Source organism: Paenibacillus sp. FSL K6-2859 (genome assembly GCF_038008265.1).
GTDB classification, from domain to species: Bacteria; Bacillota; Bacilli; order Paenibacillales; family Paenibacillaceae; genus Paenibacillus_AQ; species Paenibacillus_AQ nitricinens.
Map to the genome: position 1 here is coordinate 681509 of NZ_JBBOYU010000001.1, position 23785 is coordinate 705293.

Here is a 23785-nt window from a genome sequence, read left to right on the forward strand (position 1 = left end):
CGACTAACCGAGCTCAGTGTTGCCTTTGGCAATCCACTGCTTACTATGCTGAGATGCTCGGAAGCGCGTAACGTCGTAATACCAGAGCTGGAACACTAGAGTAAAAACGCCGTAACCCGTTCTAGTTTACCAGTAATTTAGGTTGTTCTTCTGATATCTCCCGAGCCATCCGGACTCAGAAGACGCTAATCTACCCCTGAACCCCTAGACTCAGGGCAAGGGTCCAAGCAAACAAAGAAGCCCCAGCAGCCAACAATCGGCTACTGGGGCGCTCCAGCGACAAGGAACTGCCTCACAGCCACTCGTGGACGCGAGACATTCCTTATTAAACCTATTCTACCGATACAGCCGAAGAATCTGTGGCATCTGCCAGCATTTGACGAAGTACAGTTTGTAGAATACCACCATTGCGATAATAATCAATATCAACCGTGCTGTCGAGTCGTGCAGTAACAGGGAAGTCAAATTGAGTACCGTCTTCACGGGTAGCGGTAACAGTTAGATCTTGGCTTGGCGTCACCTCGTTATCGAGACCGGTAATGTTGAAGGTCTCGCGTCCGGTCAGTCCCAAGCTGCTCCAGCCGTGGCCTTCCTGGAATTGCAGTGGAAGCACACCCATACCAACCAGATTGCTGCGGTGAATCCGCTCAAAGCTCTCAGCAATAACAGCTTTAACACCTAACAGAAGTGTGCCCTTGGCAGCCCAGTCACGTGAGCTTCCTGTGCCGTATTCTTTACCGGCGATAACGATGAGATTCTGTCCAGCGTCCTGATACAGCATGGAAGCGTCATAGATGGACATGACTTCGTCACTTGGCAGGAAGGTTGTAACTCCGCCTTCTGTACCTGGAGCTACTGCGTTACGAATCCGGATATTAGCGAATGTACCACGCATCATGACTTCATGATTTCCGCGGCGTGAGCCGTAGGAGTTGAAGTCTGCACGTTCTACACCATGATCGCGTAAATATTCGCCGGCAGGACCAGAGGTAGAAATATTACCTGCAGGTGAGATATGGTCGGTTGTTACGGAATCAGCAAGCAACGCCAGAACGCGTGCATCCTTGATATCCTTGATGTCTCCCAGACCGTCTGCCAGATGCTCAAAGAATGGCGGATTCTGAATATACGTGGAGTTATCGTCCCACTCATACAGCTCGCCTTGTGGAACAGGGATAGAATTCCAACGTTCATTAGCAGTGAATACATTCTCGTATTTACGACGGAACATCTCCGGACTAAGGGAGAGACCAATGGCTTCACGAATTTCAGCAGTGGTTGGCCAAATATCCTTCAGGAATACTGGCTCACCTTGTGGATCAAATCCGAGCGGTTCAGTCTGTAAATCGATATTTACAGTGCCAGCCAGTGCGTAAGCAACTACGAGCGGCGGTGAAGCCAAGTAGTTGGCTTTGACCTGAGCATGTACGCGGCCTTCAAAGTTACGGTTACCGGAGATTACAGCAGCTACGGTCATATCGTTATCAGTGATGGCTTGGCTAACCTCTTCAGGCAATGGACCGGAGTTACCGATACAAGTAGCACAGCCATATCCCGCCAAGTAGAAGCCCAGTGCTTCAAGTGGCTTCAGCAGGTCTGCTTTTTCCAAATACTCAGTAACTACCAATGATCCTGGAGTCAAGCTGCTCTTCACGTATGCTGGTTTGGTCAGACCACGTTCCACAGCTTTTTTCGCCAAAAGACCTGCACCAAGCATAACGCTAGGGTTGGAAGTATTCGTACAGCTTGTAATCGCTGCGATCACGACCGCGCCTGTGCTTAGCTTGCTTTTGGTGCCATTTTTATGTTCTATTTCTACAACTTGGGCGATTTTCTCATCGCTGAGACCATAACCGCCTTTGTCTACAGGTGTACGGATAATTCCTTCGAAATTCTCTTTCATATGCGTAAGCTCGATCCGGTCTTGCGGACGTTTTGGTCCAGCTAAGCTTGGGACGACAGAAGCTAGGTCAAGTTCAATGAAATCGCTGAACTGAGGGTCTGGCGTATTCGAAGTACGGAACATGCCTTGTGCTTTGTAATAAGATTCAACGAGCTCGACCAGATCATCTGGACGACCTGTGCTGCGAAGATAAGCAAGTGTCTCTTCATCTACAGGGAAGAAACCGATCGTTGCTCCGTATTCCGGCGCCATGTTAGCAACCGTTGCCCGGTCAGCAAGACTGATGTTAGCAAGACCAGGACCGTAGAATTCGACGAATTTGCCGACAACGCCTTTTTTACGCAACATTTCAGTAACTGTCAGTGCCAAGTCTGTTGCTGTAGCCCCTTCGATAAGGCTGCCTGTAAGCTTGAAGCCCACTACATCTGGTGTAACAAAATAGAGCGGTTGTCCGAGCATACCTGCTTCAGCCTCAATACCACCTACACCCCAGCCTACAACACCAAGTCCATTGATCATAGTAGTGTGGGAGTCCGTTCCAACAAGGGAATCTGGATAAACGACAGTTTCACCATCGATAGTTTTAGTAGTGGCTACGGAAGCCAAATACTCCAAGTTCACCTGATGCACGATACCGGTAGCTGGAGGAACTGCGCGGAAGTTATTGAAAGCGGTCTGTGCCCAGCGAAGGAAACGGTAACGTTCCTCGTTACGCTCAAACTCCACGTTCATATTATATTCCAAAGCGTCTGCCGTACCGAAAGCATCAACCATAACAGAGTGGTCAATGACAAGGTCAACGGGAACGAGCGGGTTGATCTGTTTAGGATCTCCGCCGGCTTTCTTTACAGTATCACGCATAGCAGCCAGATCTACGACTACCGGAACACCGGTAAAGTCCTGAAGTACGATACGAGCAGGGATAAACGGAATTTCTTTATTGCGATCAATGTCGCCTGACCAATCAGCCAATTGTTTCACATGTTCTTCTGTAATCGCCCGTCCATCAAATTGACGAACAGCCGCCTCAAGTAATACTTTGATCGAGAAAGGAAGGGAAGAGATAGAGCCCAATCCTTGTTCCTCAAGGGAGTTAAGATCATAATAGCGATAAGATTTGCCACCTGATTCCAGGGTGCGGGCCAACGAGAAATGATCCTTGCTTGGCATATGTGCGCCTCCTTGTTTCATCTATTGAAACTCAATTTCACATTGCATGTTATTTAATTATAACGGTTACAAAGAGGGGAGTAAAGTTTTTTTTCCTATATATAAAGCCCAAATATCGCATCTCAGAAACCATTTAGAGTTACCTCTAAAACGTAAGCTATAAGCAAAGCATATGCCCTACCATGTAAATTGAAGCGATCTGTATAGCGGCCTGTTTCCTTTCATATACATAGAGCAGTAGTTAAAAGGGAATGAAGGGGTGCGAGTATAATGGAACAACAGTGGAAGCAGAGTCTATATGTATATGTAGATCAAGTGAATAAGGCCAGGGTGGAACCTAAGTCCTCATCGCAAACAGTTTCCGTATCCGTTAAAGATCCGCGTTTTCTGGTGGAGCAAGGGGAACGTTCACGCCGTATCGCTGAATGGTATACCGCTCGTGGGATCACTCCGCTGCGTGGGGAAACAGGTGTAAAGACTTTACGGACCGTCCGGCAGACTCCGACTGAGGTGGTAGCAGAGGTTACGCTGCATAGTGCACTCTATTATGAAAAAGGAGGCGTTAACCACCGCGAGGATAGGGTTGAGCTGGAGCGGTTGACCTTTGTGCGGGACGGAGGGGGTTGGGAAATTGCTGCTATAGAACGAACCATTCCCGAAAGGAATACAGTTCATAGAGCTGAGGCGGAGTTATCAGGCAGGTTGTCCAAATGGGGGGAAGCTTTGCCTGCTCCGCTGCCATCACAGCCCCTTCTAAACCGGAATATTCTTGGTGAGATCTCGGGCTCAAGAGAGGTTCGCTACAATCGTGAAGAAGCGGTGGCTTATGCCGACCGTTGGTGGAAAGACGGGAATCCGGAGTTCGAAACATTTGAGGTGGATTGTACGAATTATGTCTCCCAATGCCTCTTTGCAGGGGGCGCGCCTATCAACTATACTGGTAAAAGAGAAACGGGCTGGTGGTACAAAGGCTACCAAGGAAAACAAGAATGGTGGAGTTATAGCTGGGCTGTATCAGACAGTCTGCAGCGCTATTTGAGCGTTAGCCGGAGCAATGGCTTGCGTGCGGAAGTCATGGAGCGGCCGGAGCAATTGATGCTGGGCGATATCATTCAATATGACTGGGATGGTAACGGGCAATATCAGCACAGCACGATCGTCACAGCCTTTGATGCTGGTGGCATGCCGCTTGTGAATGCACGTACCGTTAGCAGTCGTCATCGCTTCTGGGACTATCGTGATTCCTACGCATGGACGGATCAAACGAAATACCGTTTTTTTCATATTAACGACTATTTATAAGACAGAAAGAGGTTATAAAGGTATGGGGAACGCAAAACTAACCGTAGGGCTGGCATACGGGGGCAAATCCGGAGAACATGAGGTATCACTACAGACGGCTTTTGCCGTGATGAACTCATTTGATTACGATAAATATGAGATTATCCCTTTTTATATTTCAAAACAGGGCTTGTGGAAAGTCGGAGAGACGTTATCGGCACCTTACAGTAAGGTAGAGCAGCTTAAGCTTTCAGATGCAACGGAAGATATGGGCACAGCTCTGAATGTAGTATTTAGTGGACTATCCGGTGCGGATAAAGCGGTGGACGTCATGTTCCCACTATTGCACGGCACGTATGGCGAGGACGGTACAATTCAAGGGTTGTTCGAAATGGCGAATATTCCTTACATTGGGGCTGGTGTTCTTGCCTCTTCGGCAGGGATGGATAAGGTTGTTATGAAGAAGCTATTCGCTGATGCAGGTCTGGATCAGTGTGAATATTGTTATTTTAACATCAGCGCTTGGAAAAGAAAAAGTCATGAGTTGATTGTGGGTGTAGAGGATAAACTGGGATATCCAGTATTCGTAAAGCCTGCTAATCTGGGCTCAAGTGTAGGTATTTCTAAGGCTTCTGATAAGGAAAGTCTTGTAAAAGCTATAGACTTCGCCTTCCGTTATGACACCAAAGTCATTATTGAGGAATTCGTGGATGCTCGTGAGGTAGAGGTCGGTGTGCTCGGAAATGATGAGCCAGAGGCCTCTGTTCCGGGTGAAATCGTTTCTTCTGGAGAATATTATGACTACGCAGCTAAATATACGGACGGCAAATCGCAAATGATGATTCCTGCGCCAGTAGATTCTGAAGTTGCCGATCATTTGCGGGAGTCCGCGATAACCGCTTTTCGAGCGATTGAGGGTAGCGGGATTACCCGGGCGGACTTCTTCCTGCGGAGATCGGATGGTAAAATTCTAATAAACGAAGTGAATACGATGCCCGGCTTCACGCCTTACAGCATGTATCCATTATTGTGGCGTGAGACAGGTGTATCCTATAGAGCTCTGCTAGACCGTATGATTGAGTTAGCTTTAGAGCGCTATAATTTCAAACAAGGTCTTAAGTATGACAATGAGTAATTGAAGCTACCAGCGGGTTTATAGCGACTAGAAAGGGGCGAAAAAATATGGGTTTTCAAACTGAATTCAATTCCGTCTGTAAGTTCAAAAATGAACAAGAGCTGTACGAGCTGCTGGAGTACGGGCGTACCAAAATGGTGAAGCAGGGCTTTCGCGTATATCCGACAGGTCAGAAGGTGATTGCCTACACGCCTGAGAATGTAGCTGTAGCGATTGTCAAAATCTCTGCTTCGATTGCAGAGATTAATTTTCAGGGGCATGAGGTTACAGCGGTCGAAATGGAACTCGTGCGTAAACTGAATGAAGAAGAATCCAAAGTACAGACTGCACTAGCAGATGAAATGTTTTTTGGATCGCAGGGATGATAGTCCGATTTGGATATGTAGCGATGTCCACCGTTATTAAAGACTGCTCTCCATCCAAAACCATGACGATGGCCTCCTTCAAGAAGCTGGATGACCGTGAAGCGGCACTTCGTCGTCTGGAGAACCTCGCTCGGATGAATCTGCATAATACACTGCGACTAATGAAGCATAATGTGGGTTCGGACATCTTCGTGTATCGTCTCACTTCTAAGCTGATTCCTCTAGCGACGCATCCTGATTTACAGGATTGGAATCCGTTTGCTGCGCTCGCTGAGGAATTCGCGGAAGTGGGGCAATATGTGAAAAAGCATGGGATGCGGGTGTCTTTTCATCCAGATCACTTTACAGTGCTTAGTACACCCCGTCCTGAGGTGCTAGTAAGTTCCATCCGGGATTTGCAGCACCACACGGACATGCTGAATGCCATGGGTCTTCCTGCCATGGCGAAGAACAATATTCATATCGGCGGAGCCTACGGGGACAAGCCGGTGGCAGCCAAGCGGTTCGAGGAGCATTTCCGCGAGCTACCAGCAGCGCTGCAGGCGCGGATTACGCTGGAGAATGATGATAAGACCTTCACAGCCCCGGAGACACTGGCAGTCTGCCAGAATGTAGGTCTGCCGATGGTGCTGGATATTCACCATCAATGGGTGAATAATGAAGGAGAGCTCCCTTGGGAGCTGTGGCCTGACATTCAGCAGACATGGCGGAGCGAGCTTGCGCAGAAGGATGTTCCATCGGGAGAGCTTTTGCCGCCTAAGATTCATGTATCTAGTCCGCGCAGTCCGTCTGATCCACGCAGCCATGCAGATGGTGTGGAGCCTGCGCCATTGGTAGCTTTTTTAAAGCGAATAGCTGCAGATACCCCTGCTCTCGATGTTATGATTGAGGCAAAACTAAAAGATGGTGCGTTATTTGGATTGATGGAAGCAATGAAGGAGCTGGCTGATGCCGGTAACGGAATTTCCGTATTAAATGGGGCAAGTGTGAATATTGAACCTTAAACAATGAAAATAAGGCGATAGGTCCCGAATACGGGCCCTGTCATGACTTGATATGTAACTTGAAATAGGGTACGTTGAATGAAACTTTATTACGATTAGATTAACATTCAAGGGATCATAGAAATGGGTATCCCTATGGCGGAACTTTGAGAACGTTTTGGCGTATTGAACGGTATTGTGAATAGGATTGCTAAAAATTTCATGCCAATGGCGATTATGTTCAAGGAAGCGGAGTGAAGATATGAGTCCTATAAAACCAGAGGGTAAGACCGAACGTGAACCCTATGTAGTAACGAGCAAGGGACATACGGCGGTAGCCATTAATGCTGCTGCCAAAGCAGGAGAGTGGATAAAGAGCAGACAGGGTCTGGTGAATGAACTTAGTACGAAAACATCGGCTCAGGATCTGGTTACGGAAGTAGATAAAGGCGTTGAACAGATGATCCGCCGATTGATTCTGACACATTATCCAGATCATGCGATCCTTGGTGAGGAAGGCGTATCCCCGGGAGCAGCAGCAGCGACGGCTGCATTGGAAGAAGCTCGTGAGCATGAATATCTGTGGATTGTAGATCCTGTAGATGGTACGACTAATTTTGTACACGGATTTCCGTTTTACTGTGTCTCCATTGCTTTGGTGATTCGTGGAGAATTATCGGTTGGTGTAATTTACGATCCGATTCGTGATGAAATGTTCGTTGCTGAAAAAGGTAAGGGAGCCTACATGCATGGTGTTCCTACCTCAGTATCTACAGAGAACGTTTTTGGAGATAGCTTGATTGCTATGGGCTTTCCGCCGGACCGTGAATTTGCGCAGCCTGTCAATATGGCAGGACTACAGAGCATTCTTCCGCAGATTCGTGGTATTCGCGCAGGAGGTTCAGCTGCTCTACACTTGGCTTATGTGGCAGCAGGTCGGGTAGATGGATACTGGGAAGTAGGCTTAAGCCCCTGGGATTGTGCAGCAGGAGTGCTTCTAGTGCTGGAATCAGGGGGCAGAATTACGGATACGCTTGGGCGTCCATATGATATTGGCACTCGTCATATAGTTGCAAGTAATGGTCATATTCACGAATATTTGGTTTCGTCACTGAAGAATGCTGAAGCAACAGGATATAAGCTTTAGGGAGGACGATGCATCATGAGCGAGAAGGATGATCTTGAACGCAAGCTAAGCGAAATGTTGGTTGATGGTGAGATGGAACAGGGTGACCGTATAGCTAAAGAAATCCGTGAGATCTCTCCGAAGTATGAGATTCGTATCCAGACCACAATGGATCCTATTGTGGAGGAGACGCTGCGGTACCGTAAGATTGGACGTGAACTAGACGAGCGTTATGATAAATATCTGGAACGTGCCGGGAAAAATTTGAATTCACAAGAGGATTCCAATAAAGAATAAGACATTCGTTGCTAGCTGTGATAATAATTGTGATTTTCAGAGCGGTTTCCCTAATATGGGTGGCCGCTCTTTTGCGTTGCTATCAGGGATGGTAGAATGAGAATTAGAACATTTTGGGAGGGATACGATGCTAAGCAAGTGGAGAAGAATTTTAGCAGCCAGCACAAGCAGTATGCTTTTGTTATCTGTGCTGATTGGCGTAGGTGCCGGATCGGCAAATGCAGCTGACACGTCTGCAACACAAGATGCAAGTCAGGATGTCTTTCGCATCGTAGCTCTTGGCGATTCGATTACTGCCGGATATGAGCCGGGAATGACGGATGTGAATACCAAGCCTTACGGCTATGCGGAGCGACTACTGGAGCAGGGTTGGTATCATGGCAGGAGCGAGCTTACCAATTATGGTATTTTAGGACTGACTACTGCTGGATTACGTAATTACACAGGGGCAATCAAGGATGGCTCAGTGATTACGGCTGAAGGTATTCAGTCAGGTCTTCCAGATCCGCGGATAGACCAATTCATAAAATTAACCCCTCAGATTGCATCAGAGCTGAAGGAAGCCGATCTGATTACGATTACAATTGGGGGGAATGATGTAAGCCGTCTTTTCTTACAGGTTAAGGAGCTGACAGATACAGATTTCGAATCTCAGCTGGAGCAGAAGCTGGCGGATTACAATACGAATGTGAAGGCAAGTCTTGAGAATATTCGTGCGATAAATCCACAAGCAACAATTATACTGGCTGATCAATATCAGCCTGCTCCTAAGATCGCTCTTGGTGCGATGTACACTAAATTGATGACCGCAGCAGCGAAATTTACGGATTCGGCAGATCGTGTGGCTGCAAGTATGAATCAAGAAGGAGCAAATGTAGTAGTAGCTCATGTAGCGGCAAAGTTTGCCGGCTCAGAGGGATCACTCACGCATATTATCGGGGCCGGACAAGCGGATTTTCACCCTACGCAGCTCGGATACGAGACCATTGCAAAAGTATTTGCTGAATTACAATGGGGGGAATACCGCATTCCCACTGTAATGGCGATGGCTGCAGATACTGTACCGATGTCGATTGTTGTAAAGGGTGTAGAGTTAAATACGCCGAATAAGCCCATCCTTAAGAATGGTCAGAACTTCTTGGCGCTTAAAGATATTCTAAATGCCGTAGGCGCTAATGGAAAGTGGGATAATAAGACCTCCAGTGCGACTATTGAATACGGTGGACGGACTGTTGTAATCACGATCGGCAGCAAATTTATTAAGGTGAATGGACAGAATGTAGCCATTGATACCCCTGCTTTTCTGCAAAAGGTAGGCAAAGAAGATAAAACTTATCTTCCCCTTGCCGCATTGGCGACCGGACTTGGATTTGATGTTAATTATAGTAGCAAACTGCGAACGGCTTTCATAAATCCATAAATCTGCATACTATACCATAAGTACTTTAAATTAAGCCCGTAAGGCAAAGGTGGATGGAATATTGTCTAGTTCAAAATTTAGTGCTGAATATATCATCACAATGGATGATATTGTACGGGAAGGTCATCCCGTGCTTCGTACCGTGGCACAGCCGGTGGAGCTTCCTTTACAGAAGGAGGATCGTGAGACTCTGCAATGTATGCTTCAGTTTCTGAAGAACAGCCAGGATCCGGAGATCTCCGAAGAATACAATTTACGTTCGGGCGTAGGTCTGTCAGCGAATCAAATCGGACTGTTGAAGCGTATGTTTGTAATGTACTCTACGGATGAAAGAGGGCGGATTGTAGAGCATGCTTGGGTTAATCCTAAAATCATCAGTCACTCACTAACCATGGTATACTTACCGGAGAGCGAGGGATGTCTGTCGGTTGATCGGCCGGTGCATGGATTTGTACCTCGTTATGAATCTGTGAAGGTAAAGGGATATGATCTTGAAGGTAAGGAAGTGGTCCTTAAATTTAAGGGCTACCAAGCCATCATCATCCAGCATGAGATTGATCATCTCGATGGGATCATGTTCTACGACCGAATCAACAAGGAAAATCCATTCAAGCTTCCTCAGGGAGTGGAAATCCGTAACTTGTACGAGTAAAAGAAAATCTCCGAATCATAAAGCGTGTGGTCTTGCAGCATTAAGCTGAGGGGCACATGCTTTTTTTCTATTCGCAAGAATGAATGATTTCAAATATTTTACAAATTAATCCAAAGGAGGTATCATGTAGATAATGGGTAGAAATTAATTTTATTATCAGAAGGAGGTTATGAAATGGGGTGGGGTAGAATGCCAATAAGAGGCGTGGTCAACGAATATAATGATGAGGTTAAGAAGATTGATGAGCAGATTTTGACTCTGATTCAGGAACGTAAAGCTATAACAGGCAAAAAACGGTTCTCCCCCGAAAGTGAGCTCCTTGAGGAGTGGTCAACTAGATTCGAGATGGACACTGCTCAGATTGTACAGTATATACACAGTCTGAATGAGGCTGTGCCCAGACGGAAATATTGGGAAGAGCCCGGTTTACTGCTCGGCGTTCTTCCAATTGTGAAGCGGACAGTCCTCGAAGATTGCGAGTATACACTTACACATGCTATGCAGTATGAAACGCTCAGTATAGTTACTGTGGAGATTAAGTATTTAAAAGAAACAGTGGAGCACGTTTATCTTAAAACGGCTCTAACATTGGAGATTTTGAGCGAGGCAGCCTATGAAATCCAGCCGCATGGAGGTCACGGAGGGGGCGCTCATACACAAATGCAATTCTTGGTCTCGCCACCGCTGCCAGCGGATCTGGATACGGTTCAATTTGCCTTAATACCCGGAGGAGACCAAATGTTTCGACCTACCATGACAGAGATTATATTGGACAAGCAAATTGACTTCGAATAGTGCCAATGCAAAAAAACCTACCACCAAGCTTGGTGGTAGGTTTTAGTATGTTTAGTGGCTGTAAATAACGTCTTATTTCTCAGCCACCATAGCGCGGAATGAATCTTCTGCTGCAATCAGTGTAGCGTCGATATCTGCATCTGTATGTGCTGTCGTTAGGAACCAAGCTTCATATTTCGAAGGGGCGAGGTTAATCCCTCGGTTCAACATGTGACGGAAGAAGCTACCGAACAATTCGCCATCTGTATCCTGTGCCTCATCGTAATTCGTAACTGGATGCTTACAGAAATGAGTAGAGAATGAACCACGGATGCGGTTAATCGTCAGTGGAATGCCATGACGGTCAGCAGATTCCTGGAGTCCATCGACGAGGCGAATCGCAAGACGTTCCATCTCATCGTATACGCCTTCTGCGCTCAGCACTTCCAGACAGGCAATCCCTGCGGAAATGGAAGCAGGATTTCCCGCCATTGTTCCCGCTTGGTAAGCTGGTCCTAGCGGTGCTACTTGTTCCATTACATGCTTACGACCACCGTAAGCACCGATCGGCAGGCCGCCACCGATGATTTTGCCGAGGGCTGTAAGGTCAGGAGTAATGTCTTCATGGTTATCCAGTCCTGCATATGTCTGTGTGGAACCATAGTGGAAGCGGAAGGCCGTAATGACTTCGTCATAGATAACGAGGGAGCCGTTAGCATGAGCCAGCTTGCAGAGCCCTTCGAGGAATCCCGGCTTCGGCATCACCATACCGAAATTACCGACGATCGGTTCAACCATTACAGCGGCGACATCTTCGCCCCATTTTTCTAGTGCCTCTTGCAGGCTTTCCAGATCATTAAAAGGAACAGTGATTACTTCCTGTGCAATACTGCTAGGAACGCCGGCACTATCTGGAATACCAAGCGTAGAAGGCCCGGATCCTGCTGCTACAAGCACCAGATCAGAATGACCATGGTAACAGCCAGCAAATTTTACGATTTTGCTGCGCTTTGTATAAGCACGAGCTACACGAATGGTAGTCATAACCGCTTCGGTACCGGAATTGACGAACCGCACCTTATCCATTGAGGGAATGGCTTCTTTTAGCATTTTCGCAAGTTTGATTTCGAGCTCTGTTGGAGTTCCGTAAAGAACACCATTTTCTGCTGCTGTAGTAATTGCTTTCGTTATATGCGGGTGAGCATGGCCGGTAATGATCGGTCCATACGCTTGGAGATAATCGATATATTCATTGCCATCTACATCCCAGAAGTGAGATCCACTGGCACGTTTCATAAATACAGGTGCTCCGCCCCCAACGGCTTTGAAAGAACGGGAAGGGCTATTTACACCTCCAACAATATGTTGAAGGGCTTCGTGATAAAGTTGCTCAGATGTGGAACGATTCATAATGTGATCATCCTTTCGATTGTTGATGCTCATGGCAACGGGCGAACAACGGTGTTTCCGCTGTCCGCCCGTATTATACCATTGCCTGTAGTGTCTACTTGTGAACGTTGCTTGTCAGATCTTTATTGGGTTCCGCTAGTACTACTATTTGAAGTAGTTTCTGATGAAGGTGATGGTGTAGGCGTTGGCTCAGGACCATTTAAGGTATCCTGCACAAATTCCCTTAACTTATTTTCACTGCGAATGCCGATAACCTGTGATCCGTCACTTGTAGTTTCCTCTTTGAGCAGATCCATCGGCGGAATTTGCTCACTACCGCCCATAGTACTGTCGTACCCGACGGTTGCCAGCTTCCACATATCATTTACTGACAGATTGGTTTCGATATAAGGCGTAACTTGAGACAGGATACTCGGCAGCTTGATTATGGATGTGGTCTGGATCAGTTTGTCAGCCACAACCTTGAGAAATGCACGCTGGCGCTCGGTCCGAGTGAAGTCGGAGGTAGCGTCATGCCGAAAACGTACATACTGCAGAGCTTTATTACCGTCGAGATGCTGATATCCTTTTTTAAGATCAATGTCATACTCGGGACCATCTGCAATGGTCTTGTACACCATGTCTTTCTCGACTTCATAATCTACACCACCAACGGCATCTACTAGCTTGATGAATCCTTGGAAGTCCGTGTAGACATAATATTGAATCGGGATGCCGAGCAGGTCGCTTACAGTCTGCATCGCCGTGTTAGGCCCATAAATGATAGCTGAATTAATACGTTTTTCTCCGTGATCTGGAATCGGAACGTAAGTATCTCTAAGAATTGAGAATACGGTGATTTTCTTCTTCACGGGATCAAGTGAGGCGACGAGCATTGTATCGGAACGAGGAATTTCCCCCTTCTTGACACCGCGGGCATCCACGCCCATTAGTAGTATATTAACAGGCTCTGTACCTTCCCACTTTGGAGGTTCTGGCGTGTCAACATCAACAGTCTCGGCATTTTTAAATGGTGAATCCTCGGTGTTCGACATGCTGCCAAGCTCATTGACAATGGAAGTAAAGTAATAAATGGCTCCACCGATAATAAGTAAGAGTATAATGGCCAGTGTCCAAAGCAGAGGTTTCTTTTTTGACTTACCAGTCTTTGCGTGCCTTTTCTTTCTAGGTGGCATTTCTCGTTCTTCCTTTCGCATTCACATTCTCTACATTATAATTTCTTTTGGGGATACGCGCAATTCATGCTCGATCCTCCAATATCAAGAAGGAGTGGATATAACTTGAACGTAGTAGCTATTGGACAAAAAGTACCGAATTTCACCCTTCCGTCCTCTACTGGACAAGAGGTTAGTTTAAGTGATTACTTGGGCCGAAAGGTCATTGTATACTTTTATCCTAAAAATATGACACCAGCCTGTACGCAGGAGGCCTGCGAATTCCGTGACGCCTATGATCAAATTTCTACGCTTGGTGCGGTTGTTCTAGGCATCAGCCCAGATCCCTTGGCGTCGCATATCCGATTTACGGAGAAGAATAGTCTGCCATTTCCACTGTTGTCTGATGAAGATCATAAGGTTAGTGAAATGTTTGGAGTATGGCAGCTTAAGAAGCTTTATGGTAGAGAATTCATGGGCATTGTACGTTCTACTTTTTTGATTGATGAGCAGGGGATCTTACTTCAAGAATGGCGGAAAGTACGAGTGAAAGGTCATGTAGCATCCACCATAGCAGGGATTTCCAAAGCATAAAGTTTGTTAATAACTTTTTGTAAAAGTCTGTTACATTTTTAACAGCTTTCATTAGGTGTTGTCATGATATAGTTTCCTCATAATTGCTTCAAATTTGGAGCAAGACGAGGTGGTGTAGTGATCATGCTGCGTATTGGCCTTGATATCGGATCAACGACTGCGAAATTGGTTGTCATAGAGCGTAACACTATTGTTTATCAGGACTATGTAAGACATTATAGCGATATAAAAAAAGCTGCCCTCTCTCTACTAGCTGACGTACAAGTCAGATTTCCAGAGAGAGGAGCAGTCCTTACTGTAAGCGGTTCCTCAGGCTTATCTTTATCCAAACTGGGAGGCGTACCGTTTGTTCAGGAGGTGATCGCCTGTACGAAGGCGATTGGCGAGCTGATTCCAGAATGTGATACGGCGATTGAACTGGGTGGTGAGGACGCCAAGATCATCTATCTCCGGGGCGGCATTGAACAGCGTATGAATACGGCTTGCGCGGGCGGAACGGGAGCATTCATCGATCAGATGGCTTCGCTGCTACAGACCGACCCAGGGGGATTAAATGCATTGGCAGAGAAGCATGAGCGAATCTATCCTATCGCTTCACGCTGCGGTGTATTCGCCAAAAGCGATGTGCAGCCGCTACTAAACGAGGGGGCTCGCCGGGAGGATGTGGCGGCTTCAATCTTTCAGAGTATTGTTAATCAGACGATCAGCGGCCTCGCTTGCGGACGTCCAATTCGTGGACGGGTGGCTTTCCTTGGTGGCCCATTAACCTTCCTGCCAGCTCTGCGTCAGCGTTTTGCGGAGACGCTTGAACTTGCGGAGTCAGATATTCTTTTCCCCGAGCGGTCACAGTATTTCGTAGCGATTGGATCTGCTCTATCCGAAGTAAATCCGACGATCTTGCCTCTCTCAGGTTGGCTCGCGCGAATAGCAGCCGTGGATTTTTCAGCAGATCGGGCAGCAGATGCTGAATTACCACCGCTGTTTGAGAACCCTAATGAGCTTGCTGAGTTCCGGAATCGCCATGGTAAAGCTTCTGCTGCCAGATCAGACCTGGCTGTGTATCGTGGCCCTTGCTATCTGGGGATCGATGCGGGTTCGACAACAACCAAACTCGTATTGACCGGCTCTGCTGACGAAATTCTATATACCTTTTATGGCAGCAACAAGGGGAATCCCTTGTATTCTGTCAGTGAGGCACTGAAGGAAATGTATCGGGTTCTACCGGAAGGCTGTTATATTGCAGGTTCTTATGTAACAGGTTATGGAGAGGGGTTAATCAAAGCCGCTTTATGGACGGACGGCGGTGAAGTGGAGACGGTTGCTCATTACAAGGCCGCATCTAAGTTCATGCCGGAGGTAGATTTTATTTTGGATATCGGCGGACAGGACATGAAATGTATCAAGATCCGCGGCGGTGCTATCGACAGTCTAATGCTCAATGAAGCCTGTTCGGCAGGCTGCGGCTCTTTTCTGGAGAGCTTTGCTTCTGCGCTTGGATTAGGTATTGAGGAGTTTGCCAAATCAGCTCTGGAAGCGGTCAAACCGGTTAACTTGGGTTCCCGCTGTACGGTATTCATGAATTCTAAAGTGAAGCAGGTTCAGAAGGAAGGTGCGTCGCTGGCCGATCTTTCGGCAGGTCTTGCGTATTCTGTGATTAAGAATGCCCTGCAAAAAGTAATTAAAATTCGCAACCCTGAGGATTTAGAGCGAAATATTATTGTTCAGGGCGGCACCTTCTATAACGAAGCTGTATTGCGGGCTTTTGAGCGCCTAACGGGGAGAACGGTAGTCAGACCGGATATTGCTGGCGTTATGGGAGCGTACGGTTGTGCACTGATTGCCCGTGAGCAAGCAGGGGCTGACGGAAAAAGCACACTGCTTGGACCGGAGGAAATAGCAGGCTTTAAGTACGAGGTATCTTCAGGTCGCTGTGGCCGCTGTGGAAATAACTGTGCGTTAACGATCAGTCGGTTCCCGGACAAGAGCTTCTACGTTACAGGCAACCGCTGCGAGCGTGGTGCAGGAGGCAGGAAAGAGAAGAACGTATTGCCAAATTTGATGCAGTATAAGTACGAACGTTTCTTTGATTATGAAGCATTACCAGAGGCAGGTGCAGCACGGGGCACCGTTGGCATTCCACGTACGATGAATATGTTCGAGAATTACCCGTTCTGGTACACTTTTTTCACTAAATTGGGCTACCGGGTGATTCTCTCTCCTAAATCAAGCAAGAAGCTCTACGAAAGCGGGATGGATACGATTCCTTCAGAATCGATCTGCTATCCAGCAAAGATGGCGCACGGACATGTGCAGAGCTTGATTGGTAAAGGCGTCGATTTTATTTTTTATCCTGCGGTGGTGTATGAGAAGAAGGAAGATGAAGCAGCGGATAATCATTTCAATTGTCCGGTGGTCGCCTCTTATCCTGAGGTCATTCGCAACAATATGGATGGGCTTAGGGAAAATGGAATCACGCTGGTCAGCCCGTTTCTGACCTTCGACGATAGATCTGCGTTAACCAAGGGACTCGTGAAGACATTTACGGGGATTCCGAGAGAAGAGATAACGTTGGCTGTGCAGGCAGGACTTGCAGAAGCTGATCGTGCCAAAAGTGATGTGCGAACCAAAGGTGAAGAGACGCTTGCGTATCTTGCTAGCACTGGGAACAAGGGAATACTTCTCTGTGGTCACCCTTACCATGCAGATCCTGAAATTAATCATGGCATAGCAGATATGATTACCGGTATGGGCCTCGCCGTGCTAACAGAAGATTCTGTCTGCCATCTGGACCGAAGTGAAGGGGATGTGGCGGTAGTTAATCAGTGGACCTATCATGCCCGAATGTACCGCGCAGCCCGCCTTGCCGCAGTACGAACCGACCTGGAGCTTGTTCAATTGACATCCTTCGGTTGTGGGATTGATGCGATTACATGTGATGCCGTGCAAGACATTATGGAAAGGCATAACAAAGTATATACGCTGATCAAAATCGATGAGATTAGCAACCTTGGCGCTGCGCGTATTCGGCTGCGTTCACTGATGGCAGCGATGCGCGAACGGGAAAAGGGAAAGGTGCTGCCACAGAAGCCGCCTAAAATACAGGCTAATGTAGCTTTCACGAAGGAAATGAAAGAAACGTACACGATCCTTGCGCCGCAGATGTCGCCCATTCATTTTGAATTGTTTGAGCAGGTCTTCCGCGATGCGGGATACCGTCTCAAGATCCTTGAAACCACTGGACCCGAAGAGACGGAAGAGGGCCTTAGATACGTTAACAATGATGCATGTTATCCCGCTATTGTAACGATAGGGCAGATTCTGTCGGCACTGAAGAGTGGGGACTATGATCCGAATCGTACCGCTGTAATCATGTCACAGACGGGCGGTGGCTGCCGGGCGACGAATTATATTTCTTTGCTCCGCAAAGCCTTAAAGGATTCAGACCTCGAACAGATTCCTGTGATTTCACTGAATGCTTCTGGAATGGAGAACCAGCCAGGCTTCCGAATCAGTCTTAAGCTGGCAAACCGGCTGATCGCTGCGGCTTGCTATGGTGATCTTATGATGCGGCTACTAAATCATTTTAGACCGTATGAGGTCGTTCAAGGGAGTGCTGAACGTTTATTCCGTAAGGGGATGGAGCGCTGTAAGGTCAGTCTAGTCAACTTCTCGTTCCGAGAATACAAACGTCTGATTCGTGAAATTGTTGCCGATTTCTGTAAGCTGCCCGTTACAGGTGTTACTAAACCTAGAGTAGGCATTGTTGGAGAGATCCTGATTAAATTTCACCCGGACGCCAACAACCGCATCATCGAGATGATTGAGGCGGAGGGCGGAGAAGCGGTAATGCCAGACTTCTTAGACTTCATCTTTTACTGTGTGTATAATCCGATTTACAAAGCCGAGCAATTCGGCAAAAGTAAACGACTAGGATATATTAATCCAATGTTGATCTCCTATCTGGAGATTTATCGTAAGCCGATAAAGGTAGCTCTTGAGGATGCCGGACTGGCTAAAGGACGGGAAAATATTTATGGTCTTGCTGAGAAAGCCAGCCGACTGGTATCCGTAGGAAATCAGATGGGTGAGGGATGGTTCCTGACTGCAGAAATGATGGATCTGCTGGATAACGGTGTGAATAATATTACTTGTATTCAGCCGTTCGCCTGCTTGCCCAATCATATTACCGGGCGTGGGATGATTAAGGGTCTTAAGGAGTTATATCCCGGCGCAAATATCGTCGCCATTGATTATGATGCTGGAGTTAGTGTAGTTAACCAAGCGAATCGGATCAAACTGATGATGTCCATTGCCAGCAGTCTGGAAGGCAATAAGGTATCTGATTTAGAACAATCCGTTAAACCGCTGCAGCAGACCCTACTTGAAGGCTCCTATAGTTTGACCTGAGCTTAATAAGGTAACATATAGACGAACTGCCTATAAAAAGCGGACCAAGAATTCACCTGGTCCGCTTTTTTGTGCTGATTATTAGTTCGTTGAAGGAGAGCTGGCTACACCTCTCCACCGTTTCAGATGAGGCAGCTGTTCGGCGAGTAATTTGCGGGCGACATCCTCGTCCATTCCTTCTTGAACCAAGTAGCCTGTACAAATGTCAGACATTTCTTGCAGCGTAATGTCAGGCTGTTTAAATGCTCCATCTTCGTAGCAATATACACAATAATCCTCGATTTTTTGGCCTTCCTTGTTCGTTCCAAGTAAATCTTCCGTAGGCATAGGCATCCCACAGCTTTGACAAAATTTTGGCTCATCTTGAACTTGTCTTACATGCTCTTGTTCCATATACAGCACTCCTTTTAAAAGTACGCGAAGCTTATGAGCAATCGCTTTAAGTACATTATAGAACTATGAATCTGACGACATACCGTCAGGTTTAAAGCGAGGTTGCGTATTTTTTGGCAACCCCAAGAGCCAACTCACCAAGCTTCTGACGAATATGTTCCGGCTCTAGCACTTCTAAAGCCGTTCCGAAGCTGAGCAAGAAACCATAGAGCCATCCGTCCTCGGGATAATGGATGGACACGTTATACCCACCATGTCCGTCCGGCTGAAGCTCAGTGGAGTCAAAGCGATCTTCCGCAAGATGTCTCCCTTCAGCTGAGAAGTGCAGAAGGATTGGCGACACTACTGAGGCTGAAGTCACCCGCTGATAATCAGTGCTCCAAGGCAGCTCATGCATGTCCCTATCTTCTCTTATGAATTCCCGCTTTTCTTTAATGAGTCCTTTCATACGATGCAGCTTGAATAATCTGAAATCCTGACGTTGCAGACAGTAACCATACAAGTACCATGCTTGTCCTTTTAAGACTAAAGTATAGGGCTCGACAGAACGCTGACTGGATTGTCCCTCGGCATTGACATAATCAAAGGCCACAGTTCTGTTTTCTTCCAGCGCCTCTTTTAAAGTTGCGATCTTCTCTTCTAGGATAGGCTGAAGCCCCCAAGGAGAGAAATCGATGATAAGCTGGGTCGTTTTGCTTCGGAAAGCTGCGGTCTGTGAGGGCGGGATTACGCTACTGATCTTCTCCATGAGCAGAGTGTGTTCAGTTCCGCCATAAGAGGAGACGCTTTGCAGAGCGGAGAAAATATCAGCCAGCTCGCGGTCGGTCAATACATTGCGGTCTAACCGGTAGCCTTCCATAAGTCCGATACCACCACCCGATCCCTGATAGGTGACGATAGGAATTCCAGCCCCATTAATGCTTTCAATATCACGATAAATGGTGCGCACGGACACTTCGAACATGTCGGCGAGCTCCTTCGCCTGAATGAGGCGCCGGTTCATTAGTAGAATGACGATAGAGAGCAATCGATCAATTTTCAAAAGGTAGAGCCCTCCTTTTCGGATAATTTCGTTATGTAATGATGTACTACATCTTAGCAAATTCTTGAAGATAAAGCATTGTCATAATGTATTAATTCGATTAATATCTAATTAGATATTTATATAAATAGATGAAGCGAGGTTTACGATAATGGGTCACCAAACAGCTATTGCAATTTTTAAAGCTCAAAAGGGATATTCACGTCTGTTCACAGCCGGGCTAATCAATGGCATCGGTGATCGTTTTACTAGTGTTGCCGTGCTGGCATTGGTGCTGCAATTAACGGGGTCAGGGATGGCTGTGGGGATATCGCTAGGTGTACGGCTGCTTCCTTATTTGTTTCTGGCACCGCTTGGAGGTGTACTTGGCAGCAAATTCCCTCGTAAATACATTATGATCGCTACGGATGTACTTAGGGTTCCGGTTGCGCTAACCTTTTTGTGGGTAGATGGAGAAGATAAGCTATGGCTGTTATATATGGCGAGTTTTTTACTGGCGGCGGGGGAAGCGATCTACAGTCCTGTTCGTAAATCCTCCATTCCTTTGTTGGTGACCAAAAACTCTTTGTTGACGGTTAATGGACTAGAGCAGCTTATGAGTGGCTGTGTACTTATATTGGGTGCATTAAGTGGAGGGATCGTTTCGATGTGGTTCGGGCCAAAGGCAGCCTTCGTAATGAATGCAATATCCTTTCTGGTCGCAGCGCGCTTAATCTACGGCATTGATATTCCACAAAATTCCAATAGGGTGAATGAAGATAAGAGAAAGATAGACTCTCCTGATAAAATCAAAACTAAAGTGGACCGTCAGCAAAAGACAAATAAAATGCATGCGCTGTGGATTATAATCAGCGGGAGTATCACGTTACAGGTTATTTTTGGGTATGAGCTGCTTGTTCCGATGCTGAATGGTCTGGATAATGTGCTGATTAGTGTGTATGCAGTACAGGAGTTTCAAGCGGGAGATATAGGAGTAGGGGCTTTTTACGCAGCGCTCGGAATCGGGCTTAGTCTCAGTTTTTTTGCTGGACGATATGTAACAAAAGGGCTGCTGATTGTTGCGATTGTTGGGCTCATGATTGAAGGATTACTGCTGATGAGCATCAGTATTAGCAATCATTTTGTGATCGTTTTTCTGCTATATATCCTGTTATCTTTTGCCGGAGGGACGGGGAATGCCTGTCTGGATACACTGGTTATGCGAGAGACGCCGTCCACTATGCAACCTGTTATTTTTGGACTGCTGTCAGCAGTGGGAAATACGCTGCTAGGATTATCTATGCTGCTCGCGGGCTGGTTATTAGAATGGGTGGATCCTCGTACACTGGGTTTTGCAGGGGGAGCAGGGTTTTCTGGGATTGCTATATTGCTGGCAGGGTATACGTTTGTACGCAGCAAGAAGAAGGAGACTCAGCGAGCTTAAAAAGAGCGGTAAATCACCGCCCCTTGGAAGGTTTCTTAACCTGCGCCTGAATCTGTGTGGCAGCTTTGCGAGGGAAAAGACGGGCGTGGATGCTTTTGCGGTAGCGGTAAATGATCACAAGAGCTGCTATTCCTGCACCACCAGAAATAATCCAAAGCGCATATGACTCAAACAAATGGAAGATGCCCATCCACTGTGGACCAAACACCTTTCCGATGCTAAGAAACAGTACTACCCAGAATACAGCTCCACTATAAGCATATAGGGCGAATTTACGGAAGGGAAGCGCAATAATACCAGCGAAATAACCAGTGAAGTGACGTACCCCTGGAATGAAATAACCGATAAAAATAAGAAAGCTGCCGTATTTCTCAAACCATTTCTGTGTTTTTTCTAGCTTAGTAGGTGAGAATAGAAACCATTTGCCATATCGCTGGATAAAGGGCATACCGGCTTTTAATCCGACAAAATAGGTGAGGGTCATCCCAGCTGTGGTGCCTGCAAAAGCAACTACAATTAGCGTAAAGAAATCAAGTCTCCCGGTATAGGAAAGGAAACCGGCAAACGCCATAGTGGTCTCACCGGGAAAGGGTAGGGCAACGAACTCGAGAAGTAATCCAAAGAATAATACGCTATATCCATATTTGGTGAATAATTCTTGTATAAAACTCAGCATTTCCATAAGATTGTCACTCTCCAAGAGGCAGTTGCCTTATTCTATTTTACAGCTTGTCTTCATACAATCTACCAAATGGCTTTTAAGCCAATAGAATGCTGGAGGTAGAGAAGATGAAGGGTAATAAAAGCGCACACAGCCGCCGAAAGTTGATAAGCGGATTGCTCGTTATGGTTGTGATATTCATCGTTATGCTCGGATGGAGTATAGGGAAAAACTTGAATTCATGGGAGCTCCGATCCTTGCAGCCCGCTAGCGCGGAGTCTGTATCTGTTAAGAATAAGCTTACCGCAGCGGCGATGCAAGATTTGCCATCTGCAGTAGAACCCCTCGCTTCTGCATCTCCGGAAGTGCACTCCTCTTCAAGTGCGGCCCTTACTGTGACTCAACTCCCTCAAGCTAATGGGGTAGATAAAATATCCAAGGTTTCAGCAACGAGTTCTGTAATCACAGCAGCCAAAAAATCTAAAAAAACAGTCTATATTACATTTGACGACGGACCTAGCGATAACACCTTCAATGTACTTGAAATTTTACATCAGGAAGGTGTGAAGGCAACCTTTTTTGTCCTTGGTAATCAAGCGAAAAGCCATCCTGAGCTCATCGATTCCATATGGGAACAGGGCCATGCCATTGGCAATCATACCTATAATCATAATTACCATGATTTATATAGTGGATTCACGGAATTTTGGAATCAAATTAAACAGACTGAAGAGATTGTTCAGGGGATTACAGGGGTTCGTCCACAGCTTATCCGCGCCCCAGGCGGAACCTATGATCATTTTGATAATACCTACTTCAATTTATTGAAGCAAGCAGGTTATAAGGTGATGGATTGGACGGTGGATAGCGGCGATTCTAAACGGAAAGGCGTGCCAGCTTCAGAAATTTTGAAGGAATCCACAATGGATATGAAGTCTTCCCAGGTTATTTTGCTGTTACATGACGGGGGCGGTCATCAAGAGAGCGTCAAAGCGCTGCCGGACATTATTGCACGCTATAAGGCGGCTGGATACGACTTTGGCCTATTGGATGAAACGGTAGAACCGGTACAATTTAGAGTCTCTTCCAAAGCCGCTAATTTGGGGCGGAAAAAGCCCTCAGAAGCTTGGGTCGCCTCAAATATCACACCGAATGCAGAGCTCTTTGCACCTGGAAAGCCATTGGTTCTTGAGGTCGGAAAGCTGGAGACGAAGCTGAATCCCGGGGAATATTCCGTGCGAAATGGACAGTATATGGTTCCACTTCGTGCTGTAATTGAACGGCTTGGAGGGCAAGTTAGCTGGGATGTGAATAGCCGAAGCGGAGAAATAGATTGGAACGGGAAAGCGGTTATTGCCGATGTAATGAACAAACAATTGATTCTAAACCATCCTGATAACGGCCAAAAGACAATCGATGCGAGGGTAGAAATGATTGGTGGATCGATCTGGGTATCGCTACGAGAACTGCTGGAGACAACAGGCCATCCTCCGACTAATATAAGCGTTACTGAAGTAGAACGCCGAGTGAAAACATTCTGAAGGAAGAGTTGAGGCTGTCTAGTAAAAAGAAAAAACAAATGTCTGGGCACCCTT

General features: G+C 46.7%; 19 protein-coding genes. 13 read left to right on the forward strand and 6 right to left on the reverse strand.

The annotated features are described in order from the left end of the window. Positions 1 to 331: 331 nt before the first annotated feature. A complete protein-coding gene (gene acnA / locus MHB64_RS03040; protein WP_094870719.1) occupies positions 332 to 3073 on the reverse strand; it encodes an aconitate hydratase AcnA in 2742 nt (913 codons plus the stop codon). Between the two features lie 270 nt (positions 3074 to 3343). Here acnA and MHB64_RS03045 point away from each other — a divergent pair, with 270 nt between their 5' ends. The 9 genes from MHB64_RS03045 (at position 3344) to MHB64_RS03085 (ending at position 11127) form a co-directional block, all read left to right on the forward strand. After that, positions 3344 to 4375, forward strand: a complete 1032-nt coding sequence (locus MHB64_RS03045) for an amidase domain-containing protein (protein WP_445671596.1) — start codon at positions 3344 to 3346, stop codon at positions 4373 to 4375. Between the two features lie 22 nt (positions 4376 to 4397). Continuing rightward, a complete protein-coding gene (locus MHB64_RS03050) occupies positions 4398 to 5489 on the forward strand; it encodes a D-alanine--D-alanine ligase (protein ID WP_280788342.1) in 1092 nt (363 codons plus the stop codon). A 47-nt stretch (positions 5490 to 5536) separates the two neighbouring features. Next, positions 5537 to 5854: a hypothetical protein gene (locus MHB64_RS03055; protein WP_094870716.1), complete on the forward strand. Its 318-nt coding sequence runs from the start codon at positions 5537 to 5539 to the stop codon at positions 5852 to 5854. Beyond that, positions 5851 to 6858, forward strand: coding sequence for a UV DNA damage repair endonuclease UvsE (gene uvsE / locus MHB64_RS03060; protein WP_094870715.1), 1008 nt, complete (start codon positions 5851 to 5853; stop codon positions 6856 to 6858). The genes MHB64_RS03055 and uvsE overlap by 4 nt, the downstream gene beginning before the upstream one ends. 241 nt (positions 6859 to 7099) lie before the next feature. Next, positions 7100 to 7984 carry an inositol monophosphatase family protein gene (locus MHB64_RS03065; protein ID WP_094870714.1) on the forward strand — a complete coding sequence of 295 codons (885 nt, stop codon included), beginning with the start codon at positions 7100 to 7102 and terminating at the stop codon, positions 7982 to 7984. A 15-nt stretch (positions 7985 to 7999) separates the two neighbouring features. Continuing rightward, positions 8000 to 8260 carry a hypothetical protein gene (locus tag MHB64_RS03070; protein ID WP_094870713.1) on the forward strand — a complete coding sequence of 87 codons (261 nt, stop codon included), beginning with the start codon at positions 8000 to 8002 and terminating at the stop codon, positions 8258 to 8260. 127 nt (positions 8261 to 8387) lie between these two features. Beyond that, positions 8388 to 9680, forward strand: a complete 1293-nt coding sequence (locus MHB64_RS03075) for a stalk domain-containing protein (protein ID WP_341133680.1) — start codon at positions 8388 to 8390, stop codon at positions 9678 to 9680. 100 nt (positions 9681 to 9780) lie between these two features. Continuing rightward, positions 9781 to 10332 carry a peptide deformylase gene (gene def, locus MHB64_RS03080; protein WP_094870731.1) on the forward strand — a complete coding sequence of 184 codons (552 nt, stop codon included), beginning with the start codon at positions 9781 to 9783 and terminating at the stop codon, positions 10330 to 10332. Between the two features lie 174 nt (positions 10333 to 10506). Further along, positions 10507 to 11127 (forward strand): hypothetical protein, encoded by a 621-nt coding sequence (locus tag MHB64_RS03085; RefSeq protein ID WP_341133681.1) that lies wholly within the window; start codon positions 10507 to 10509, stop codon positions 11125 to 11127. Positions 11128 to 11199: 72 nt separating this feature from the next. Here MHB64_RS03085 and MHB64_RS03090 read toward each other — a convergent pair whose 3' ends face one another. Together MHB64_RS03090 and MHB64_RS03095 are read right to left on the reverse strand one after the other, a co-directional pair. Next, complete coding sequence (locus MHB64_RS03090) at positions 11200 to 12516, reverse strand: glutamate-1-semialdehyde 2,1-aminomutase (protein ID WP_341133682.1); 1317 nt, start codon at positions 12514 to 12516, stop codon at positions 11200 to 11202. A gap of 122 nt (positions 12517 to 12638) precedes the next feature. Continuing rightward, a complete protein-coding gene (locus MHB64_RS03095; protein ID WP_094870709.1) occupies positions 12639 to 13691 on the reverse strand; it encodes an LCP family protein in 1053 nt (350 codons plus the stop codon). A gap of 105 nt (positions 13692 to 13796) precedes the next feature. On the opposite strand from MHB64_RS03095, the gene bcp reads away from it, so the two are divergent. After that, complete coding sequence (gene bcp / locus MHB64_RS03100) at positions 13797 to 14264, forward strand: thioredoxin-dependent thiol peroxidase (RefSeq protein ID WP_341133683.1); 468 nt, start codon at positions 13797 to 13799, stop codon at positions 14262 to 14264. A gap of 123 nt (positions 14265 to 14387) precedes the next feature. Next, positions 14388 to 18671, forward strand: a complete 4284-nt coding sequence (locus tag MHB64_RS03105) for an acyl-CoA dehydratase activase-related protein (protein ID WP_341133684.1) — start codon at positions 14388 to 14390, stop codon at positions 18669 to 18671. Between the two features lie 81 nt (positions 18672 to 18752). Here the strand turns inward: MHB64_RS03105 and MHB64_RS03110 are convergent, their stop codons facing one another. After that, on the reverse strand, positions 18753 to 19064 hold the full coding sequence (locus tag MHB64_RS03110; protein WP_094870706.1) for a zinc ribbon domain-containing protein: 312 nt from the start codon (positions 19062 to 19064) through the stop codon (positions 18753 to 18755). A gap of 91 nt (positions 19065 to 19155) precedes the next feature. Then, positions 19156 to 20106, reverse strand: coding sequence for a helix-turn-helix transcriptional regulator (locus MHB64_RS03115; RefSeq protein ID WP_094877181.1), 951 nt, complete (start codon positions 20104 to 20106; stop codon positions 19156 to 19158). A gap of 151 nt (positions 20107 to 20257) precedes the next feature. Here MHB64_RS03115 and MHB64_RS03120 point away from each other — a divergent pair, with 151 nt between their 5' ends. Next, entirely contained in the window at positions 20258 to 21529 is a 1272-nt protein-coding gene (locus MHB64_RS03120; protein WP_341133685.1) for an MFS transporter, read from the forward strand. Positions 21530 to 21542: 13 nt separating this feature from the next. On the opposite strand, the gene MHB64_RS03125 is transcribed toward MHB64_RS03120, so the two are convergent. After that, positions 21543 to 22211, reverse strand: a complete 669-nt coding sequence (locus MHB64_RS03125; protein WP_094870703.1) for a DedA family protein — start codon at positions 22209 to 22211, stop codon at positions 21543 to 21545. 107 nt (positions 22212 to 22318) lie between these two features. Here MHB64_RS03125 and MHB64_RS03130 point away from each other — a divergent pair, with 107 nt between their 5' ends. Continuing rightward, complete coding sequence (locus MHB64_RS03130) at positions 22319 to 23731, forward strand: polysaccharide deacetylase (protein WP_341133686.1); 1413 nt, start codon at positions 22319 to 22321, stop codon at positions 23729 to 23731. Positions 23732 to 23785 lie beyond the last annotated feature (54 nt).

Coding starts and splice junctions, on each gene's coding strand:
- def (WP_094870731.1), top strand. CDS start 9,781: ATGGATGATATTGTACGGGAAGGTCATCCCGTGCTTCGTACCGTGGCA.
- MHB64_RS03120 (WP_341133685.1), top strand. CDS start 20,258: ATGGGTCACCAAACAGCTATTGCAATTTTTAAAGCTCAAAAGGGATAT.
- MHB64_RS03050 (WP_280788342.1), top strand. CDS start 4,398: ATGGGGAACGCAAAACTAACCGTAGGGCTGGCATACGGGGGCAAATCC.
- uvsE (WP_094870715.1), top strand. CDS start 5,851: ATGATAGTCCGATTTGGATATGTAGCGATGTCCACCGTTATTAAAGAC.
- MHB64_RS03090 (WP_341133682.1), bottom strand. CDS start 12,516: ATGAATCGTTCCACATCTGAGCAACTTTATCACGAAGCCCTTCAACAT.
- MHB64_RS03130 (WP_341133686.1), top strand. CDS start 22,319: ATGAAGGGTAATAAAAGCGCACACAGCCGCCGAAAGTTGATAAGCGGA.
- MHB64_RS03075 (WP_341133680.1), top strand. CDS start 8,388: ATGCTAAGCAAGTGGAGAAGAATTTTAGCAGCCAGCACAAGCAGTATG.
- MHB64_RS03125 (WP_094870703.1), bottom strand. CDS start 22,211: ATGGAAATGCTGAGTTTTATACAAGAATTATTCACCAAATATGGATAT.
- MHB64_RS03110 (WP_094870706.1), bottom strand. CDS start 19,064: ATGGAACAAGAGCATGTAAGACAAGTTCAAGATGAGCCAAAATTTTGT.
- MHB64_RS03055 (WP_094870716.1), top strand. CDS start 5,537: ATGGGTTTTCAAACTGAATTCAATTCCGTCTGTAAGTTCAAAAATGAA.
- MHB64_RS03105 (WP_341133684.1), top strand. CDS start 14,388: ATGCTGCGTATTGGCCTTGATATCGGATCAACGACTGCGAAATTGGTT.
- MHB64_RS03095 (WP_094870709.1), bottom strand. CDS start 13,691: ATGCCACCTAGAAAGAAAAGGCACGCAAAGACTGGTAAGTCAAAAAAG.
- MHB64_RS03065 (WP_094870714.1), top strand. CDS start 7,100: ATGAGTCCTATAAAACCAGAGGGTAAGACCGAACGTGAACCCTATGTA.
- MHB64_RS03085 (WP_341133681.1), top strand. CDS start 10,507: ATGGGGTGGGGTAGAATGCCAATAAGAGGCGTGGTCAACGAATATAAT.
- MHB64_RS03070 (WP_094870713.1), top strand. CDS start 8,000: ATGAGCGAGAAGGATGATCTTGAACGCAAGCTAAGCGAAATGTTGGTT.
- MHB64_RS03045 (WP_445671596.1), top strand. CDS start 3,344: ATGGAACAACAGTGGAAGCAGAGTCTATATGTATATGTAGATCAAGTG.
- acnA (WP_094870719.1), bottom strand. CDS start 3,073: ATGCCAAGCAAGGATCATTTCTCGTTGGCCCGCACCCTGGAATCAGGT.